This window comes from Promicromonospora aerolata (assembly GCF_042682255.1).
Lineage (GTDB): Bacteria > Actinomycetota > Actinomycetes > Actinomycetales > Cellulomonadaceae > Promicromonospora > Promicromonospora aerolata.
Genome location: NZ_JBHUHF010000001.1, coordinates 3,166,095 through 3,182,472, shown reverse-complemented (window position 1 = coordinate 3,182,472; position 16,378 = coordinate 3,166,095). Strand labels below are relative to the sequence as shown.

The 16,378-nt window shown below is 71.7% G+C and carries 14 protein-coding genes; 12 read left to right on the top strand and 2 right to left on the bottom strand.

The features are described from left to right. Nucleotides 1–228 precede the first annotated feature (228 nt). Nucleotides 229–924 (top strand): demethylmenaquinone methyltransferase, encoded by a 696-nt coding sequence (locus ACFSL2_RS14230; protein WP_377198481.1) that lies wholly within the window; start codon nucleotides 229–231, stop codon nucleotides 922–924. Nucleotides 925–989: 65 nt separating this feature from the next. Here ACFSL2_RS14230 and ACFSL2_RS14225 read toward each other — a convergent pair whose 3' ends face one another. After that, nucleotides 990–2,690, bottom strand: coding sequence for a hypothetical protein (locus ACFSL2_RS14225; protein ID WP_377198480.1), 1,701 nt, complete (start codon nucleotides 2,688–2,690; stop codon nucleotides 990–992). Beyond that, nucleotides 2,675–3,484 (bottom strand): ABC transporter ATP-binding protein, encoded by an 810-nt coding sequence (locus tag ACFSL2_RS14220; RefSeq protein WP_377198479.1) that lies wholly within the window; start codon nucleotides 3,482–3,484, stop codon nucleotides 2,675–2,677. Before ACFSL2_RS14220 ends, ACFSL2_RS14225 begins: the two co-directional genes overlap by 16 nt. A 132-nt stretch (nucleotides 3,485–3,616) precedes the next feature. Between ACFSL2_RS14220 and ACFSL2_RS14215 the strand changes: the two genes are divergently transcribed. The 11 genes from ACFSL2_RS14215 (at nucleotide 3,617) to nuoH (ending at nucleotide 16,352) form a co-directional block, all read left to right on the top strand. Beyond that, on the top strand, nucleotides 3,617–4,867 hold the full coding sequence (locus ACFSL2_RS14215) for a sensor histidine kinase (RefSeq protein ID WP_377198478.1): 1,251 nt from the start codon (nucleotides 3,617–3,619) through the stop codon (nucleotides 4,865–4,867). Next, nucleotides 4,864–5,661 (top strand): response regulator, encoded by a 798-nt coding sequence (locus tag ACFSL2_RS14210; protein WP_377198477.1) that lies wholly within the window; start codon nucleotides 4,864–4,866, stop codon nucleotides 5,659–5,661. The genes ACFSL2_RS14215 and ACFSL2_RS14210 overlap by 4 nt, the downstream gene beginning before the upstream one ends. Nucleotides 5,662–5,807: 146 nt before the next feature. Further along, nucleotides 5,808–7,112 (top strand): geranylgeranyl reductase family protein, encoded by a 1,305-nt coding sequence (locus ACFSL2_RS14205; RefSeq protein ID WP_377198476.1) that lies wholly within the window; start codon nucleotides 5,808–5,810, stop codon nucleotides 7,110–7,112. 73 nt (nucleotides 7,113–7,185) lie between these two features. After that, nucleotides 7,186–7,545, top strand: a complete 360-nt coding sequence (locus tag ACFSL2_RS14200) for an NADH-quinone oxidoreductase subunit A (protein ID WP_253876038.1) — start codon at nucleotides 7,186–7,188, stop codon at nucleotides 7,543–7,545. A 74-nt stretch (nucleotides 7,546–7,619) separates the two neighbouring features. Then, nucleotides 7,620–8,171: a NuoB/complex I 20 kDa subunit family protein gene (locus ACFSL2_RS14195; RefSeq protein ID WP_357464969.1), complete on the top strand. Its 552-nt coding sequence runs from the start codon at nucleotides 7,620–7,622 to the stop codon at nucleotides 8,169–8,171. Then, a complete protein-coding gene (locus ACFSL2_RS14190) occupies nucleotides 8,168–8,929 on the top strand; it encodes an NADH-quinone oxidoreductase subunit C (protein ID WP_377198475.1) in 762 nt (253 codons plus the stop codon). Before ACFSL2_RS14195 ends, ACFSL2_RS14190 begins: the two co-directional genes overlap by 4 nt. Next, nucleotides 8,926–10,293 (top strand): NADH-quinone oxidoreductase subunit D, encoded by a 1,368-nt coding sequence (locus tag ACFSL2_RS14185; RefSeq protein ID WP_377198474.1) that lies wholly within the window; start codon nucleotides 8,926–8,928, stop codon nucleotides 10,291–10,293. The genes ACFSL2_RS14190 and ACFSL2_RS14185 overlap by 4 nt, the downstream gene beginning before the upstream one ends. Next, nucleotides 10,290–11,102, top strand: a complete 813-nt coding sequence (gene nuoE / locus ACFSL2_RS14180) for an NADH-quinone oxidoreductase subunit NuoE (protein ID WP_377198473.1) — start codon at nucleotides 10,290–10,292, stop codon at nucleotides 11,100–11,102. Before ACFSL2_RS14185 ends, nuoE begins: the two co-directional genes overlap by 4 nt. Then, nucleotides 11,099–12,457 carry an NADH-quinone oxidoreductase subunit NuoF gene (gene nuoF, locus ACFSL2_RS14175; RefSeq protein WP_377198472.1) on the top strand — a complete coding sequence of 453 codons (1,359 nt, stop codon included), beginning with the start codon at nucleotides 11,099–11,101 and terminating at the stop codon, nucleotides 12,455–12,457. Before nuoE ends, nuoF begins: the two co-directional genes overlap by 4 nt. After that, nucleotides 12,454–15,054: an NADH-quinone oxidoreductase subunit G gene (locus tag ACFSL2_RS14170; protein ID WP_377198471.1), complete on the top strand. Its 2,601-nt coding sequence runs from the start codon at nucleotides 12,454–12,456 to the stop codon at nucleotides 15,052–15,054. Before nuoF ends, ACFSL2_RS14170 begins: the two co-directional genes overlap by 4 nt. Next, nucleotides 15,051–16,352 (top strand): NADH-quinone oxidoreductase subunit NuoH, encoded by a 1,302-nt coding sequence (gene nuoH, locus ACFSL2_RS14165; RefSeq protein ID WP_377198470.1) that lies wholly within the window; start codon nucleotides 15,051–15,053, stop codon nucleotides 16,350–16,352. Before ACFSL2_RS14170 ends, nuoH begins: the two co-directional genes overlap by 4 nt. The last annotated feature ends 26 nt before the right edge of the window (nucleotides 16,353–16,378 follow it).

The window sequence follows — 16,378 nt, the reverse complement described above, 5'->3', positions numbered from 1 at the left end:
AGCGCGGCGGCGGCCGTCGGACGCGGCCCGTAGCGGAGGTCACAGTGCCGCGGCCGCCGGTGCTCGCACCGCCGCCTGCGCTCGCCGCCTGCGCTCGCCGCCTGCGCTCGCTGTGGTCGGCAATCCGTCAGGTGATCGGCAGCCCGGGCTACCGATTACCTGACGGATTGCCGACCATGTACCTCGTATGCCAAGGGTGCGCGGGCCGGGGCGTGAAACGATGGCCGTATGTCCCGCGCAAGCCTGGAAAAGAAGCCGGCCGAGGTCGCGTCGATGTTCGACGGGATCGCCGCTCGCTACGACCTGACGAACGACCTCATCTCCCTGGGCCAGGACCGGCGCTGGCGCCGGCTCACGGTCGAGGCGGTCGCCGCGATGCCGGGCGAGCGCGTGCTCGACCTCGCAGCGGGTACCGGAACCAGCAGCGAACCCTTCGCCGCTGACGGCGCGTTCGTGGTCCCGTCCGACTTCTCGACCGGCATGCTGCAGGTCGGCAAGGAACGCCGGCCGGACCTGCCGTTCGTGGCGGGAGACGCCATGCGCCTGCCGTTCGCCGACGCCTCGTTCGACGCCGTGACCATCAGCTTCGGCCTGCGGAACGTCGCGGACACGAGCGTGGCGCTGCGCGAGATGCGGCGGGTCGTCCGCCCCGGCGGGCGCGTGGTGATCTGCGAGTTCTCCACCCCCACGTGGGCGCCGTTCCGCACGGTCTACCAGGAGTACCTGATGCGCGCGCTGCCGCTGGTGGCGAACGCGGTGACCCGCGAGAAGGGCTCCTACGACTACCTCGCCGAGTCCATCCGGACCTGGCACACCCAGGTCGAGCTCGCTCGCCTGCTGCTCGACGCCGGATGGGAGCACGCTGCCTATCGCAACGTCTCCGGCGGCATCGTGGCGCTGCACCGGGCGGTCCGGGGGGCCTGAGGCCGGCCGGACACCGGGCGCGCTCCCGCCCGGCGGCGCGTCCGCGGGCGGCTCGGGGCCGGGCCCTACCGGGACGAGCTCTTGGCGATCCGGTCCGCGCGCTCCTTCTGCTGCCGTGCCTTGGCCTCCTGCTCACCCTTGAGCGTCGTCGACTCGAGCCAGTCGAGCGTGCCCGCCGTGGAAGGCTCGCGGAACACCTGGCCGTACCGGATGCGGCTGAACAGGTCGGGCAGCCGATCGGTCAGGTAGCCGATCGTGATCCGGCCGAGCAGCCACGCGGCGCCGAAGCCGTTGGCGAGCCCGACGACGACCGTGAGCGCCGCCAGCCATGCCGACGGTGCCGCCGCCAGGATGCCGATCATCCCCGCGGTGGGCGCCACCGCGACCGAGATCAGCAGCATCACCACCCAGACGTGCAGGCTGATGTTGCCGACCGCGTCGTTGGGGCCTACGCGCTGGCGCGGGTCGACACCTGGGGACACGCCCACGGCGGCCACGAGCACGGCGGCGCCCGAAGCGGCCCCGAACAACGCCGGGGTCGCGGCCAGCAGGACCGGGACGGCCCACCAGGCCTGGCTGAGCACCACGAACACCGCGGTCACCACCAGCACCTTGGGCAGGAAGGTCAGTACCGCACCCCATTGCCGGCCGCGCACGTCCGCCCGGATCGACGTCGTGTCCTGCCCGACGACGTCGAGCCACACCGCGCTGCCGTCCTGGCCGTACATGGTGCAGGCGGCGATACCGAGCATGAAGGCCACGAAGAGGCCGACGAACGCCGCGATGACCCTGAGATCGTCGCTGGTCAGTGCCAGCGCCCCGATCAGCACGCCACCCCAGACGGCCGACTGCACCTCGACCAGCCGCCAGCCGTCGCGGCTCCACTGCCGCAGCTCCTTGGCGATCACCGCGCCCGTCTGCGTGCGGGGCAGCAACCCGCCGCCCGCGACCAGGCCGGTGGAGCGGCGCCGCCCACCGCGCCGCTGGGCGCGCGGGCGGGTAGAGGGCACCAGGAGGGGGATGGCGGCTGCCACGACCACGCCGGCGCACAGCGCGAGCGCGCCCAGCAGGAGGAAGGCGCCGGCCCAGTCCCCGCGTGCGGCGCGTTCGACCGCGAGCACCGACCACGACGTGGGGCTCATGTCGAGGCCGCGGGTCACCGCATTGTCGGTGATGCCGGTCGCCAGCAGGTCCGGCGTGCGCTCGATGGCGATGGTCACCGGGATCCAGCCGGCGAACATCCCCGCGAACATCAGACCGAACTGGATCGACGCGATCTCGATGCCGACGCGCGAGCCCATCGCGGCCCCGAGCAGGCCGTAGACCAGGCGGGACAGCGCGATCACGAGCACCCAGGTCAGGGCTGCACCAGGGACCGCGACGACGAGCGTCACCGGATCCAGCAGCGCGGCGTGCAGCCCGACCGCGAGGAGGGCGGCGAGCACCACCGCGGCGGCGATGCTCACGTAGACGCTGACGAGGAGTCCCCGGCCGAGCGTCCGCCGGGGGATCGGTAGCAGCGCGAACCAGCCGGGACGCAGGGTGCCGGCACCACTCATCAGGACCGGGCCGATCGCGGCACCGATGCCCCAGAACAGGAATGCGAGCGTGAGGATCGAGTGCCGGGCGCCGTCCCCGCCGGCGACGAGTGCGGCGGTCCAGGTGGCCGCGGCGAGCAGCCCGCCGATCACCCACCCGGCCGGTCGCAGGCCGGCGGCGGTGTGCCGCAGCGTCGTCAGCTTGAGCGAGATCAGCTCCCGATCCACGTCAGGTCCTCCTCTGCCAGGTCGGTGGTGCCGACCAGCTCGACGAACCGGTCCTCCAGGGTGCCCGCGCCGCGGACCTCGTCGAGGGTCCCGTCGGCGAGCACCTGGCCGCGGGCGATGATCGCCACCCGGTCGCAGAGCTGCTCGACCAGGCTCATCACATGGCTGGAGACGATGACGGAGCCACCGGAGTCCGTGAAGCGGCGCAGGATGGCCGTGAGCACGCGGGCCGAGACGGGGTCCACCGCCTCGTACGGCTCGTCGAGGACCAGGAGTCGCGGCGAGTGCAGCAGCGCGGTCGCCAGCCCGATCTTCTTGCGCATGCCTGTCGAGTACTCGCCGACGAGCGTGCCGAGCTGTTCCGCCTCGTCCAGCTCGAGGACCCGCAGGAGCTCCGCGGTGCGGTCCGCGACCGTCTGCGCGGGGAGCTGACGGAACCGCCCCCAGTAGGTGAGCAGCTCGCCGCCCGTCAGCCGTTCGGGCAGGGCGAGCCCGTCGGGTAGCACCCCGAGCAGGCGCTTGGCCGCGATCGGATCGGCCCAGACGTCCACGCCGTGCACGAGCGCTCGGCCCGCGCTCGGCCGCAGCAGGCCGACCGCCATCGAGAGGGCCGTCGTCTTGCCGGCACCGTTGGGGCCGACGAGGCCGAAGAACGAACCGGGCGGCACGCGGAGGTCGATGCTGTCCACCGCCACCTTGTCGGCGAACTCCCGGCGGAGCCCGACGAGCTCGAACGCGGGGACCGCACCGGACCGTGGTGGTGCGCCGTCCAGGGCCGAGGGGTCTGAGGTCATGGCTCCAGCCTGGTGCGGGCACGCCCGGTCCGCATCGGCCGATCGGCCAGTCCGTGGCGGAGGCTCCGGCCGATCGGCCAGACCTGCGCCGATCCGTGGCCGTACCGCGACACCGGTACCTATCCTCGACGCATGGTCACCGCGGCACTCCCGGTCGAGGGCGGACGCACGTCCGTCCGCGCAGGGCTGAGCCCGCTGCGGGCGCCGCGGACCGGTGTGCAGTGGGTGGTGGACTGCCTGCTCTTCGTCTTCGCGCTCCTCGTGTGGGCTTCGTACCTGGACCCGGCGCGGGACGTGACACCGGGGATCCCCGACTGGTTCCTGCCCTGGGACTACGCCATGGGCATCCTGTCCTGCTGTGCGCTCTGGTGGACCCGCAGCCACCCGCTGGCGGTCGGTCTGGTGATCTTCGTGCCGGCGGCGCTGTCCGCGAGCGCGGCGTTCGCCGTCGTCGTCGTCATCTACCGGATGGCGGCCTACCTGCGTCCCCAGGTCTCGGTACCGCTCGTCGCCGGCTACCTCGCGGCGGCGATGCCGTACCACGCGCTGTTCCCCATCCCAGGGGTGGACTGGCCGTCGTACCTGATCGTGATCTCGCTCCTGCACCTCCTGGCACTCAGCTTCGGGCTGCTCGCGCGGTCGCGGCGGCTCCTGCTGGAGGGTCTGCGCGCCGACGCCGCGCGGGAGCGGGTGGTGGCGGCGGCACGGCTCGAGGGAGCGCGCCGGGCGGAGCGTGAACGCATCGCCCGCGAGATGCACGACGTGCTGGCGCACCGCGTCTCGCTGCTCTCGGTGCACGCCGGTGCGCTGGAGTACCGCACCGCCGGGGAGGTGCCGCCCACGCTGGACGAGGTGCGCGCCGCGGCGGCGGTGATCCGGCAGAACGCGCACCTGGCCGTCGAGGAGCTGCGGCAGGTGCTGGTCGTGCTGCGGGACCCGGTGGCCGGCACCGCCCCCGAGGGCCCGCCCGGCGCCCTCCCCGAGCGTCCGCAGCCGCTGCTCCGGGACGTGTCACGCCTGGTGGACGAGGCACAGGGCGCGGGCCAGCGGGTCACGGCGCGGCTGGACCTCGACCCGCTCCACGACCTGCCGGACAACGTGCAGCGCACGGTCTACCGGACGGTGCAGGAGGGGCTGACCAACGCGCGCAAGCACGCCGCAGGTGCGGTCGTCACCGTGTCGGTGGAGGTGTCGGACGGGGAGCTGCACGTCGGGGTGGCCAACCGGCTGCCCGTCGGGGTGACGGCCAGCGAGATCCCGGGCGCGGGTGCCGGCCTGACCGGGCTGGCCGAACGCGTGCGGCTCGACGGCGGCCGCTTCGAGCACGGCGTCCGCGACGGCGAGTTCCGCCTGGCCGCGTACCTGCCCCGGGAGCGAGCGTGACGCCGGTCCGCGTGGTCCTGGTCGACGACGACCCGCTGGTCCTCCAGGGACTGCGCCTGATGCTCACCGGAGCACCGGGCGTCGACGTGGTCGGGGACGCGGAGGACGGCGACCGGCTGGTCGGCGTGGTGCGGGAGGCGACGCCGGACGTCGTGCTGCTGGACCTCCGTATGCCGCGGCTGGACGGTGTCGCCGCGCTGCGGGCGCTCCGGTCGACGCCGGACGTCGCCCAGCCCGTGGTGATCGTGCTGACCACGTTCGACACCGAACCCGTGGTGCTCGACGCGCTGCGTGCCGGGGCCTCGGGCTTCCTGCTCAAGCACACGCCGCCGCCCGAGATCGTCCGCGCGATCCGTGCGGCGGCCGACGGCGAGCCGACGGTCTCGCCCACCGTCCTGCAGCGCCTGATCGACCATGTCGCGGACGCACCACGGGGCACCGGGCCTGGCCCGGCTACCCCGCCGAGCCAAGCCTCCCCGGCCCCGGCCCCGCCGAGCCAAGCCCTGCCGAGCCAAGCCCCGCCGAGTCACGCCCCGCCGAACCCGGCATGCTCCGACGAGGTGGACGGCCTGGCCCCGCTCACCGACCGCGAGCGACAGGTCGCGGTGGCCGTGGCGGAGGGCCTGGGCAATGCCGAGATCGCGCGCCGCCTGTACCTGTCGCACGGTTCGGTCAAGGCGCACATCTCGAGCGCGCTGGCCAAGCTCGGCCTGGAGAACCGCACCCAGCTCGCCATCGCGGCGCACACGGCGGGAATCGTGGCCGTGCGACCCTCGGCGCACCCTCCCAAGTAAGGGGAACCTTCCTACACAATCCCCCCTAAGTGTGGCTAGGGTGTCGGTGTTGTGACAGGGTTCACAAGGGCATGTCAGGAAGCCCGATCCAACCCCGCACATCAAGGTCAGCAGCGACCGACAGCGGGTTCCCAACGGGGGTGAACGTGCGAACAGCAAGACGCGACGACGCGGACGTCATCGTGGTGGGCGCCGGTCCGGCCGGCTCGTCCACCGCGCACTGGTGCGCGGCCGCGGGTCTTGACGTGCTGCTCCTGGAGAAGGGCGAGTTCCCGCGCGACAAGATCTGCGGCGACGGCCTGACGCCTCGTGCCGTGGCCGAGCTGGTGCGTATGGGCGTACCCACCCGCGAGGAGGACGGCTGGATCCGCAACCGCGGTCTGCGCGTCCACGGCGGCGGCCGTTCCTACGAGCTGGACTGGCCGAGCCTGACCACGTACCCGGGCTACGGCATGGCCCGTGCGCGCATGACGCTGGACCAGACCCTGGCCCAGCACGCGCAGGCGAGCGGCGCCAAGCTGCTGCAGCGCACCAAGGTCACCGGACCGCTCCGCGACGACGACGGCCGCGTGGTCGGTGTCACCGCCCAGCCGCTCGACGCCCGCGGCCGCCCGGAGGGCCCGCTGCAGGAGTTGCGTGCCCCGGTGGTCGTGGCGGCCGACGGCGTCAGCTCGCGCCTCGGGCTCGCCATCGGGCGGGAACGCCGTGACGACCGGCCCATGGGGACCGCCGTGCGGGCCTACTACCGCACCCCGCGCCACGAGGACCCGTTCATGGAGTCCCACCTGGAGCTGTGGGACGGCGAACCGGGCAAGAGCGCCCTGCTGCCCGGCTACGGCTGGATCTTCCCGCTCGGGGACGGCACGGTGAACGTCGGCCTCGGCAGCGTGCACTCGACGCCCGCCCGCCAGTCCAAGGCGGGTATCGACTACCGGCGTCTCATGGAGACGTGGCTGTCCAAGAGCGCGCCCGAGGGCTGGGACCTGGTGCACGAGCCGGAGCGCGGCCCGATCCGTGGCGCGGCCCTGCCCATGGGCTACAACCGTGGCCCGCTGTACGCGGACGGCGTGCTCCTGGCCGGCGACTCCGCCGGCATGGTGAGCCCGTTCAACGGCGAGGGCATCGCCTACGGGCTGCAGGCAGGCCGGGTCGCCGCGGAGGCGATCAGCCAGGCCCGCCACAAGCGCACCGACACCGCCCGCGAGGCCACGCTCGGCACCTATGCCGACCGCATGCGTGCGGACCTCGGGGGCTACTACACCCTGGGCCGCTGGTTCGTGCGGCTCATCGAGCACCCCGAGATCATGCGGATCTGCGTCAAGCACGGCCTGCCGCGCAAGGTCGTCATGCAGTTCACGCTCAAGCTCCTGTCCGACTGCTACGAGCCCCAGGGCGGCGACTGGGCCGACCGCGTCATCGCGGGCCTGACCAGGGTGGTCCCGAGCTCATGAGCAGTACTCCCACGAGCAGTATCTCCACGCTGCGCAGCACGTATCCGAAGGGCACGTCCATGAAGGGCACAGCATGAACCCCTACGTACCCATCCTGATCCTCATGGCGATCGGGGCAGTCCTGGCGCTCGGTGGCGTCGCCGCGAGCGCCGTGATCGGTCCCAAGCGGTACAACCGCGCCAAGCTCGACTCGTACGAGTGCGGCATCGAGCCGACGCCGCACGCGGTGGGCGGTGGGCGCCTGCCGATCAAGTACTACCTGGTGGCGATGACATTCATCGTGTTCGACATCGAGGTCGTCTTTCTCTACCCGTGGGCCGTGGACTTCACGACGCTCGCGACGTTCGGGCTGGTGGCGATGCTGGCGTTCCTGGCGTTGATCACCGTGCCGTTCGTCTACGAGTGGCGCCGCGGCGGATTCGACTGGGTCTGACCGACGACTTCATGTGCGGCGCCGCCAGGTGCCGTGCAGCGACGCCGGGCGGGTCCCGGCAGCAAGGAGGAGACATGGGTGTCGAGGAAGCGCCGTCAGGTTTCCTGCTGACGACGATCGAGGATCTCGCCGGATACCTGCGCAAGGCTTCGGTGTGGCCGGTCACGTTCGGCCTGGCCTGCTGCGCCATCGAGATGATGGCGGCGGGTGCGTCGCGGTTCGACCTCTCGCGGTTCGGCATGGAGGTGTTCCGGGCGTCGCCGCGGCAGGCGGACCTGATGATCGTGGCGGGCCGGGTGAGCCAGAAGATGGCTCCGGTGGTGCGCCAGGTGTACGACCAGATGAGCGAGCCCAAGTGGGTGCTCTCGATGGGTGTGTGCGCGTCGTCGGGCGGGATGTTCAACAACTACGCGATCGTGCAGGGCGTGGACCACGTGATCCCGGTCGACATCTACCTGCCCGGCTGCCCGCCGCGTCCGGAGATGCTGATCAACGCGATCCTCGGGCTGCACGACCAGATCCAGAGCGCGCCCCTGGGCGTGAACCGGGTCGAGGCGGCGCGTGCGGCCGAGGCCGCCGCGATGGAGGCAACACCCACCTTCGAGATGAAGGGGCTGCTGCGATGAGCGACGTCACGCCGGGCGGGGACCAGAAGAACGTCGCGGCCCAGCCGCCGGAGGGCGCCGCCACCCTCGAGCTCGTCGAGGTCAAGCGCGGCATGTTCGGTGCGGACGGTTCGGGCGACACGTCCGGCTATGGCGGTCTCGTCACCCCGGTAGCGATGCCCGCCGCGTCGGCGCGCCCGTACGGGAGCTGGTTCGACCAGGTGGTCGACGTCCTGACCGAGGTGCTGACCGAGGCGGGCGTGCCGCCTCAGGAGGCGATCGAGAAGGTCGTCGTGGACCTGCACGGCGCCGACTCCGCGGACTCGCAGCAGCGGGCGGAGCTGACCATCGACGTCGCCCGCGAGCACCTCGTCGCGGTCTGCCAGGCGCTGCGCGACGACCAGGACCTGCGGTTCGAGCTGTCGCTCGGGGTGAGCGGCGTGCACTACCCGCAGGACACCGGCCGGGAGCTGCACGCCGTCTACCACCTGGCCTCGATCACGCACTCACGCCGGCTGCGGCTGGAGGTCACGGCGTCCGACGACGACCCGCACATCCCGTCGACCACGTCCGTGTACCCGTCCAACGACTGGCACGAGCGCGAGACGTTCGACTTCTTCGGGATCGTCTTCGACGGTCACCCCGCCCTGACCCGCATCGAGATGCCGGACGACTGGGTGGGGCACCCACAGCGCAAGGACTACCCGCTCGGCGGCATCCCCGTCGAGTACAAGGGGGCCACGGTGCCCCCGCCGGACACGAGGAGGAGCTACTCATGAGCGCTCCGACAGACCACCGGTCGCACGCCCCGCATGCGACCAGGCCCGCCGGGAACGAGGACATGTCGTCCACGGTGCGTGCGTTCGAGGCGTACGGCGACGGCGACTGGGACGACATCGCGCGCGAGGCGATCGGCGAGGAGCGGATCGTCGTCAACATGGGTCCGCAGCACCCGTCCACGCACGGTGTGCTGCGGCTGATGCTGGAGATCGACGGCGAGACCGTCACCGAGGCCCGCGCCGGCATCGGCTACCTGCACACGGGCATCGAGAAGAACATGGAGTTCCGGACGTGGACGCAGGGCACCACGTTCTGCACCCGCATGGACTACGTGGCGCCCCTGTTCCAGGAGGCGGCGTACTGCCTGGCGGTGGAGAAGCTCCTCGGCATCACCGACGACGTGCCGGAGCGGGCCTCCGTGATCCGGGTCCTCATGATGGAGCTCAACCGGATCGCCTCGCACCTGGTCTGCCTCGGCACCGGCGGCAACGAGATGGGCGCCACCACCGTGATGACCGTCGGGTTCACCGCCCGCGAGGAGATCCTGCGCCTCTTCGAGGCCGTCACCGGCCTGCGCATGAACCACGCGTACATCCGCCCCGGCGGTGTCGCCGTCGACGTGCCCGAGGGCTTCACCACCCAGGCGCGCGCGGCCCTGAAGAACGTGCGCGGCTACCTCAAGCAGCTCATCGACCTCATGCTCGCCAACCCCATCTTCAAGGGACGGCTGACCGACGTCGGGGTGCTCAACCTCTCCGGGTGCATGGCGCTCGCGATCACCGGCCCGGTGCTGCGCTCCACGGGCCTGCCGTACGACGTGCGCAAGGACAACCCGTACTGCGGGTACGAGACGTACGACTTCGACGTCCCCACCGCGAAGGGCGCCGACTGCTACGACCGCGTCGTGCTCCGCATCGAGGAGTGCTACCAGTCCCTCAAGATCGTCGAGCAGGCCATGGAGCGGCTCGACCGCACGGAGGGCGAGCCGGTCATGGTGGCCGACAAGAAGATCGCCTGGCCCGCCCAGCTCGCGGTCGGCGGCGACGGCCAGGGCAACTCGCTGGAGCACATCAAGAAGATCATGGGCACCTCCATGGAGGCCCTGATCCACCACTTCAAGCTGGTCACCGAGGGCTTCCGCGTCCCCGTCGGCCAGGCATGGCAGACCGTGGAGCACCCGCGCGGCGAGCTGGGCGTGCACGTCGTCTCCGACGGCGGCACCCGGCCCTACCGCGCGCACTTCCGCGACCCCTCGTTCAACAACCTCCAGGGCGTGTCCGTGATGTGCGAGGGCGGCCAGGTGGCCGACGTCGTCGTCGCCGTCGCGTCCCTGGACCCCGTGCTGGGAGGTGTGGACCGATGACGGCAGAACCCGTGCAGACCAGGACCCGTTACGACGGGGAGACCCTGGCGGCACTCACCACGGACGCCACGGCGATCATGGCGCGCTACCCGGACCCACGCTCCGGACTGCTGCCCATGCTGCACCTCGTGCAGTCCGTCGACGGGTACGTGAGCAGGGACGGCATCCTGTTCTGCGCGGAGATGCTCGGCATCACCGCGGCAGAGGTCTCGGCGGTCGCCACCTTCTACACCCAGTACAAGCGGCACCCCAACGGCACCTACACCGTCGGCGTCTGCACCAACACGCTCTGCGCGGTCATGGGCGGCGACGCCATCTTCGACGAGCTCAGCGAGCATCTCGGCGTCGGGCACGACGAGACCACCGACGACGGTGCGATCACCCTCGAACGCGTCGAGTGCAACGCGGCCTGCGACTACGCGCCCGTCGTGATGGTCAACTGGGAGTTCTTCGACAACCAGACCCCCGAGACGGCGACGGCGCTCGCGGACGAGCTGCGCCTCGGCGCGGACGTCGCGCCCACCCGTGGCGCCACGTCCGTGTGCTCGTTCAAGCAGATGAGCCGCGTCCTGGCCGGGTTCTCCGACGGACGCGCGGACGAGGACGCCGGCACCGGCGAGCCGACGCTCGCGGGCCTGCGGATCGCGCGCGAGCGCGGCTGGACGGCGCCGGACGCGCCGTCGCCGTCGCCCGACAAGCCGGGCGAGACGATCACGGGGGAGCCCGGGTCGAGCGCTGACCGCAAGCCCACGACGCCGTCGGACACGCAGGTCGGCAAGGACAAGAAGCCCGGAGAGGACGCGAAGTGACTCTCACACCGGTACTGACCGACACCTGGGACAAGGACCGCTCGTGGCGGCTGGCCACCTATGAGCGGGCCGGCGGCTATGCCGGCCTGAAGAAGGCCCTGAAGACGGAGCCTGCCCACCTCGTGCAGGCCGTCAAGGACTCCGGCCTGCGCGGCCGCGGCGGTGCGGGCTTCCCCACCGGGATGAAGTGGGGCTTCCTGCCCCCGCCCGACGGCGGTCCGCGCTACCTCGTCGTCAACGCGGACGAGTCGGAGCCGGGCACCTGCAAGGACATCCCCCTCATGCTCGCCAGCCCGCAGCACCTGATCGAGGGCGTGGCGATCACGAGCTACGCGATCGGCTGCGACCACGCGTTCATCTACGTGCGCGGCGAGGTGCTGCACGTCTACCGCCGGCTGCTGAACGCCGTCGAGGAGGCGTACCGGGCCGGCTACCTGGGCAAGAACATCCAGGGCTCGGGGTACGACCTCGACGTCACCGTGCACGCCGGGGCGGGCGCCTACATCTGCGGTGAGGAGACGGCGCTGCTCGACTCGCTCGAGGGTCTGCGCGGCCAGCCGCGGCTCAAGCCGCCGTTCCCCGCCGTCGCGGGCCTGTACGCGCGGCCCACCGTGGTGAACAACGTGGAGTCCATCGCGTCGGTCCCGGCGATCGTGGCCAAGGGCGCCGACTGGTTCTCCTCGATGGGCACGGAGAAGTCACAGGGCCATGGCCTGTTCTCCCTGTCGGGGCACGTCACCAAGCCCGGCCAGTACGAGGCGCCGCTCGGCATCACGCTGCGCGAGCTGCTCGACCTGGCCGGAGGCGTCCGCGCGGGCCACGAGCTGAAGTTCTGGACCCCTGGCGGCTCCTCCACGCCGATCTTCACGGCCGACCACCTCGACGTCCCGCTCGACTACGAGTCCGTGGGCGCCGCCGGGTCGATGCTCGGCACGCGGGCGCTGCAGATCTTCGACGAGACGGTGTGCGTGGTCCGGGCGACGGCCCGGTGGACAGACTTCTACGCGCACGAGTCGTGCGGCAAGTGCACGCCGTGCCGCGAGGGGACGTACTGGCTCAAGCAGGTGCTGCACCGCATCGAAAGCGGAGACGGCGGCGACGCCGATATTGAGTTGCTGCTCGACCTGTGCGACAACATCCTGGGCCGCGCGTTCTGCGCGCTGGGTGACGGCGCCGTCTCGCCGATCACCTCCAGCATCAACCTGTTCCGCGAGGAGTACCAGGCGCACATCGACGGGCACGGCTGCCCGTTCGACCCGAGCGCGTCGGCACTCTTCCCGTACACCCCCAAAACAACGTCACCGGGAGCTGCACTGGTCGGAGCAGCGGGCGCCGGCGCGGGAGGTCACCGATGACCGTCACCACGAACGACTCCACCAGCGAGACCGCACCGGTCGAGCTGGTCACCTTCACCATCGACGGCACGGAGGTCAGCGTTCCCAAGGGCACGCTGATCATCCGCGCCGCCGAGCAGGCCGGGATCCAGATCCCGCGGTTCTGCGACCACCCGCTCCTGGCGCCCGCCGGTGCCTGCCGGCAGTGCCTCGTCGAGGTCTCCATGCCGGACCGGGAGGGCAACGTCCGGCCGATGCCGAAGCCGCAGGCGTCCTGCACCATGACGGTCGCCCCCGGCATGATCGTCAAGACGCAGCACACCTCCGCCGTCGCGGACAAGGCGCAGCAGGGGGTCATGGAGCTGCTGCTCATGAACCACCCGCTGGACTGCCCGGTGTGCGACAAGGGCGGCGAGTGCCCCCTGCAGAACCAGGCGATGTCGAACGGCCGCGCCGACTCGCGGTTCACCGACGTCAAGCGGACGTTCCCCAAGCCGATCGCGCTGTCCACGCAGATCCTGCTCGACCGTGAGCGCTGCGTGCTCTGCCAGCGCTGCACCCGGTTCAGCGAGGAGATCGCCGGAGACGCGTTCATCGCGCTCCAGGACCGCGGCGCGCACCAGCAGATCGGCCGGTTCGACGAGGGGATCCTCGGGTTCGCGGGCGAGCCCGTCGGCCCCGTCGACCGCCCGGTCGGCGAGGCCACCAACGACACCTCGGGCCGGCCGTTCTCCTCCTACTACTCCGGCAACACCGTGCAGATCTGCCCGGTGGGCGCGCTCACCGGCGCGGGCTACCGGTTCCGGTCGCGGCCGTTCGACCTGGTCAGCACGGAGAGCATCGCCGAGCACGACTCCTGCGGTTCCGCGATCCGCATCGACCACCGTCGTGGCCAGGTGCTGCGCCGGCTGTCGGGCGAGGACCCGGTGGTCAACGAGGAGTGGATCACCGACAAGGACCGCTTCGCGTTCACCTGGCAGGACGCGGCCGACCGCATCACCACGCCGCTGGTCCGGGAGGGCGGGACGCTGCGCCCCGCGTCCTGGGTCGAGGCCCTGGAGATCGCCGCGGCCGGGCTGACGAAGGCCCGGCAGACCGGCGGCGTCGGCGTGCTGCCGGGTGGCCGGCTCACCGTCGAGGACGCCTTCGCGTGGTCGCGCTTCGCCCGCACCGCGCTGGCCACCAACGACGTCGACCAGCGGGTCCGCGTGCACTCCGCCGAGGAGGCCGCGTTCCTGGCCCACGTCGTGGCCGGATCCGGCATCGGCGTCACGTTCGGTGACCTCGAGCAGGCCCCCGCCGTGCTCCTCGTCGGCCTGGAGGCCGAGGAGGAGGCGGGCATCACGTTCCTGCGGCTGCGCAAGGGCGCCATGGGGTCGGCGAAGACGAAGGTCTTCTCGATCGCGCCCTACGCGACGCGTGGCCTGACCCGGATGGAGGGCACGCTGCTGCCGGCCGCGCCCGGTACCGAGGCGGAGTGGCTGACCAGCCTGACCAGCAGCCTGGCACCGGAGGGGTCGGACATCGACACCGGCGCCCTGGCCCAGCCGGGTGCCGTGATCCTCGTGGGCGAGCGCCTCGCGGGCTCGCCCGGTGCCTACGCGGCGGCCGTCGGCCTCGCGGAGGCGACCGGTGCCCGGCTCGCCTGGATCCCGCGCCGAGCGGGTGAGCGTGGCGGCGTCGAGGCAGGTCTGCTGCCCGAGCTGCTGCCGGGCGGCCGCCCGGTCGCGGACGCCGCTGCCCGTGCCGAGGTCGCCGAGGCCTGGGGCGGGGAGCTCCCGGACACCCCGGGCCGCGACACCGCGGGCATCCTCGCCGCCCTGACGGACGGCGCGCTGGGCGGTGCGGTCGTCGGTGGCGTCGAGCTCGCCGACCTGCCGGACCCGGCCGCGGCACGCGCGGCGCTCGACGCCGCCGGGTTCGTGGTGAGCCTGGAGGTGCGGGCCTCGGAGGTGACCGACCGGGCCGACGTCGTGCTGCCCGTCGCGACGCCCGTCGAGCGCGCCGGCTCCTACTGGAACTGGGAGGGCCGGGTGCGGTCCTTCGGCGCGGCCCTCGAGTCGAGCGCGCTGCCGGACCACCGCGTGCTCCACGCGCTGGCGCAGCACCTCGGCGTGGACCTGCAGGCGGCGTCGCCGACCGAAGCCCACCTCTCCATCGCGCTGACCCAGCGCGGCGCCTGGACCGGGGACCGGCTGCGCGTCCAGGGCGGCGCACCGGCCGGTCCGCCGTCGATCGGACAGGGGCAGGCGGTGCTCGCCACCTGGCGGCTCCAGCTCGACGTGGGACGCGGCCAGGACGGCGAGCAGTTCCTTGCCGGCACGGCCAAGCGGGCCGTCGCGCGCCTGTCCGCCGCCACGGCGGCCGGCTTCGGCGTGGCCGACGGCGACCAGGTCACCGTCAGCACGTCGCGAGGTGCCATCGAGGTGCCCGCCGTCGTGACCGACGCGATGGTCGACGGCGTGGTGTGGCTGCCGCTCAACAGCGCGGGCTGCCGCGTGCACGACACGCTCGGTGCGGCGGCCGGCGACCTCGTCACCGTCACGCCCCACGTGTCAGACACACAGGTCACCCGGGTGGCCCGCACGTCTGACAACTCGGAAGGGAACGCTCTGTGAATCCCCTGTCTCTGGTTGCCGCCGCGCCCGGGGTGACCGCCGACTTCTCGCAGGAGACCATCTGGGCCTCCATCGTGAAGGCCGTGCTGATCGTGGTGTTCCTGCTGACCAGCGTGCTCTTCGCCATCTGGTTCGAGCGCAAGGTCGTCGCACGCATGCAGGTGCGTCCCGGGCCCAACTGGCACGGGCCCCTCGGCCTGCTCCAGTCGCTGGGCGACGCCATGAAGCTCCTGCTCAAGGAGGACCTGACGGTCACGCGGGCCGACCGGTTCGTGTACCTGCTGGCGCCGATGATCTCGGTGTTCTGCTCGCTGCTGGTGTTCGCGGTGATCCCGTTCGGGCCGAGCCTGTCGTTCCCCTGGACCGACTGGACCACACCGGCGCAGCTCACCGACTTCCCGGTGGCGGTGCTGTACGTGCTGGCCGCGGCGTCGCTCGGCGTCTACGGCATCGTCCTGGGCGGCTGGGCCTCCGGCTCCACGTACCCGCTGCTCGGCGCGGTCCGTTCGACGGCGCAGGTCATCAGCTACGAGCTCGCCATGGGGCTCTCGCTGGTGAGCGTGTTCATCATGGCGGGGTCGATGTCGACGTCGCAGATCGTGGACAGCCAGACGCAGATCTGGTGGTTCATCCCGCTGGCTCCCGCGTTCGTGATCTACGTGATCTCGATGATCGGTGAGACCAACCGCCTGCCGTTCGACCTGCCCGAGGCCGAGGGTGAGCTCGTCTCCGGTTACATGACCGAGTACTCGTCGATGAAGTTCGCCTGGTTCTTCCTCGCGGAGTACATCAACATGCTCAACGTCTCGGCCGTCGCGGTCACGCTCTTCCTCGGCGGCTGGCGGGCACCGTTCCCGCTGTCGACCATCGCCGACGGCGCCCTGAACGAGGGCTGGTGGCCGATCCTCTGGTTCCTCGTGAAGCTCTGGGCGGTCATGTTCGTCTTCGTGTGGGTGCGCGGCACGCTGCTGCGTCTGCGCTACGACCAGTTCATGGTGTTCGGCTGGAAGGTCCTCATCCCGGTCGCGCTCGGCTGGGTCGTCGTGCTCTCCGTGGTGCAGTGGCTGCAGCGCGTGCAGGGCGTGACCTACCAGCAGTTCATCCCGGTGATCATCGGGGCCGCCGTCGTCTTCATCGCGATCATGTGGTTCTGGCCGGAGAAGAAGGAGGCGCCACCGGGCGCGGACGAGGACAAGGAGCCGGTCGACGCCTTCGCCGGCGGGTTCCCCGTGCCGCCGCTGCCCGGCGAGAAGCTGCCCCCGTCCAAGCGGTTCGGAAAGGAGGTCCACGGTGAGTAAGCAACAGGAGTATGAGCCCCTGCGGC

What these genes read in the sequence shown, in the direction of transcription:
- ACFSL2_RS14230 (WP_377198481.1), top strand. Translation starts at nt 229, where the DNA reads ATGTCCCGCGCAAGCCTGGAAAAGAAGCCGGCCGAGGTCGCGTCGATG.
- ACFSL2_RS14220 (WP_377198479.1), bottom strand. Translation starts at nt 3,484, where the DNA reads ATGACCTCAGACCCCTCGGCCCTGGACGGCGCACCACCACGGTCCGGT.
- ACFSL2_RS14215 (WP_377198478.1), top strand. Translation starts at nt 3,617, where the DNA reads ATGGTCACCGCGGCACTCCCGGTCGAGGGCGGACGCACGTCCGTCCGC.
- ACFSL2_RS14200 (WP_253876038.1), top strand. Translation starts at nt 7,186, where the DNA reads ATGAACCCCTACGTACCCATCCTGATCCTCATGGCGATCGGGGCAGTC.
- ACFSL2_RS14195 (WP_357464969.1), top strand. Translation starts at nt 7,620, where the DNA reads ATGGGTGTCGAGGAAGCGCCGTCAGGTTTCCTGCTGACGACGATCGAG.
- ACFSL2_RS14190 (WP_377198475.1), top strand. Translation starts at nt 8,168, where the DNA reads ATGAGCGACGTCACGCCGGGCGGGGACCAGAAGAACGTCGCGGCCCAG.
- ACFSL2_RS14185 (WP_377198474.1), top strand. Translation starts at nt 8,926, where the DNA reads ATGAGCGCTCCGACAGACCACCGGTCGCACGCCCCGCATGCGACCAGG.
- nuoE (WP_377198473.1), top strand. Translation starts at nt 10,290, where the DNA reads ATGACGGCAGAACCCGTGCAGACCAGGACCCGTTACGACGGGGAGACC.
- ACFSL2_RS14170 (WP_377198471.1), top strand. Translation starts at nt 12,454, where the DNA reads ATGACCGTCACCACGAACGACTCCACCAGCGAGACCGCACCGGTCGAG.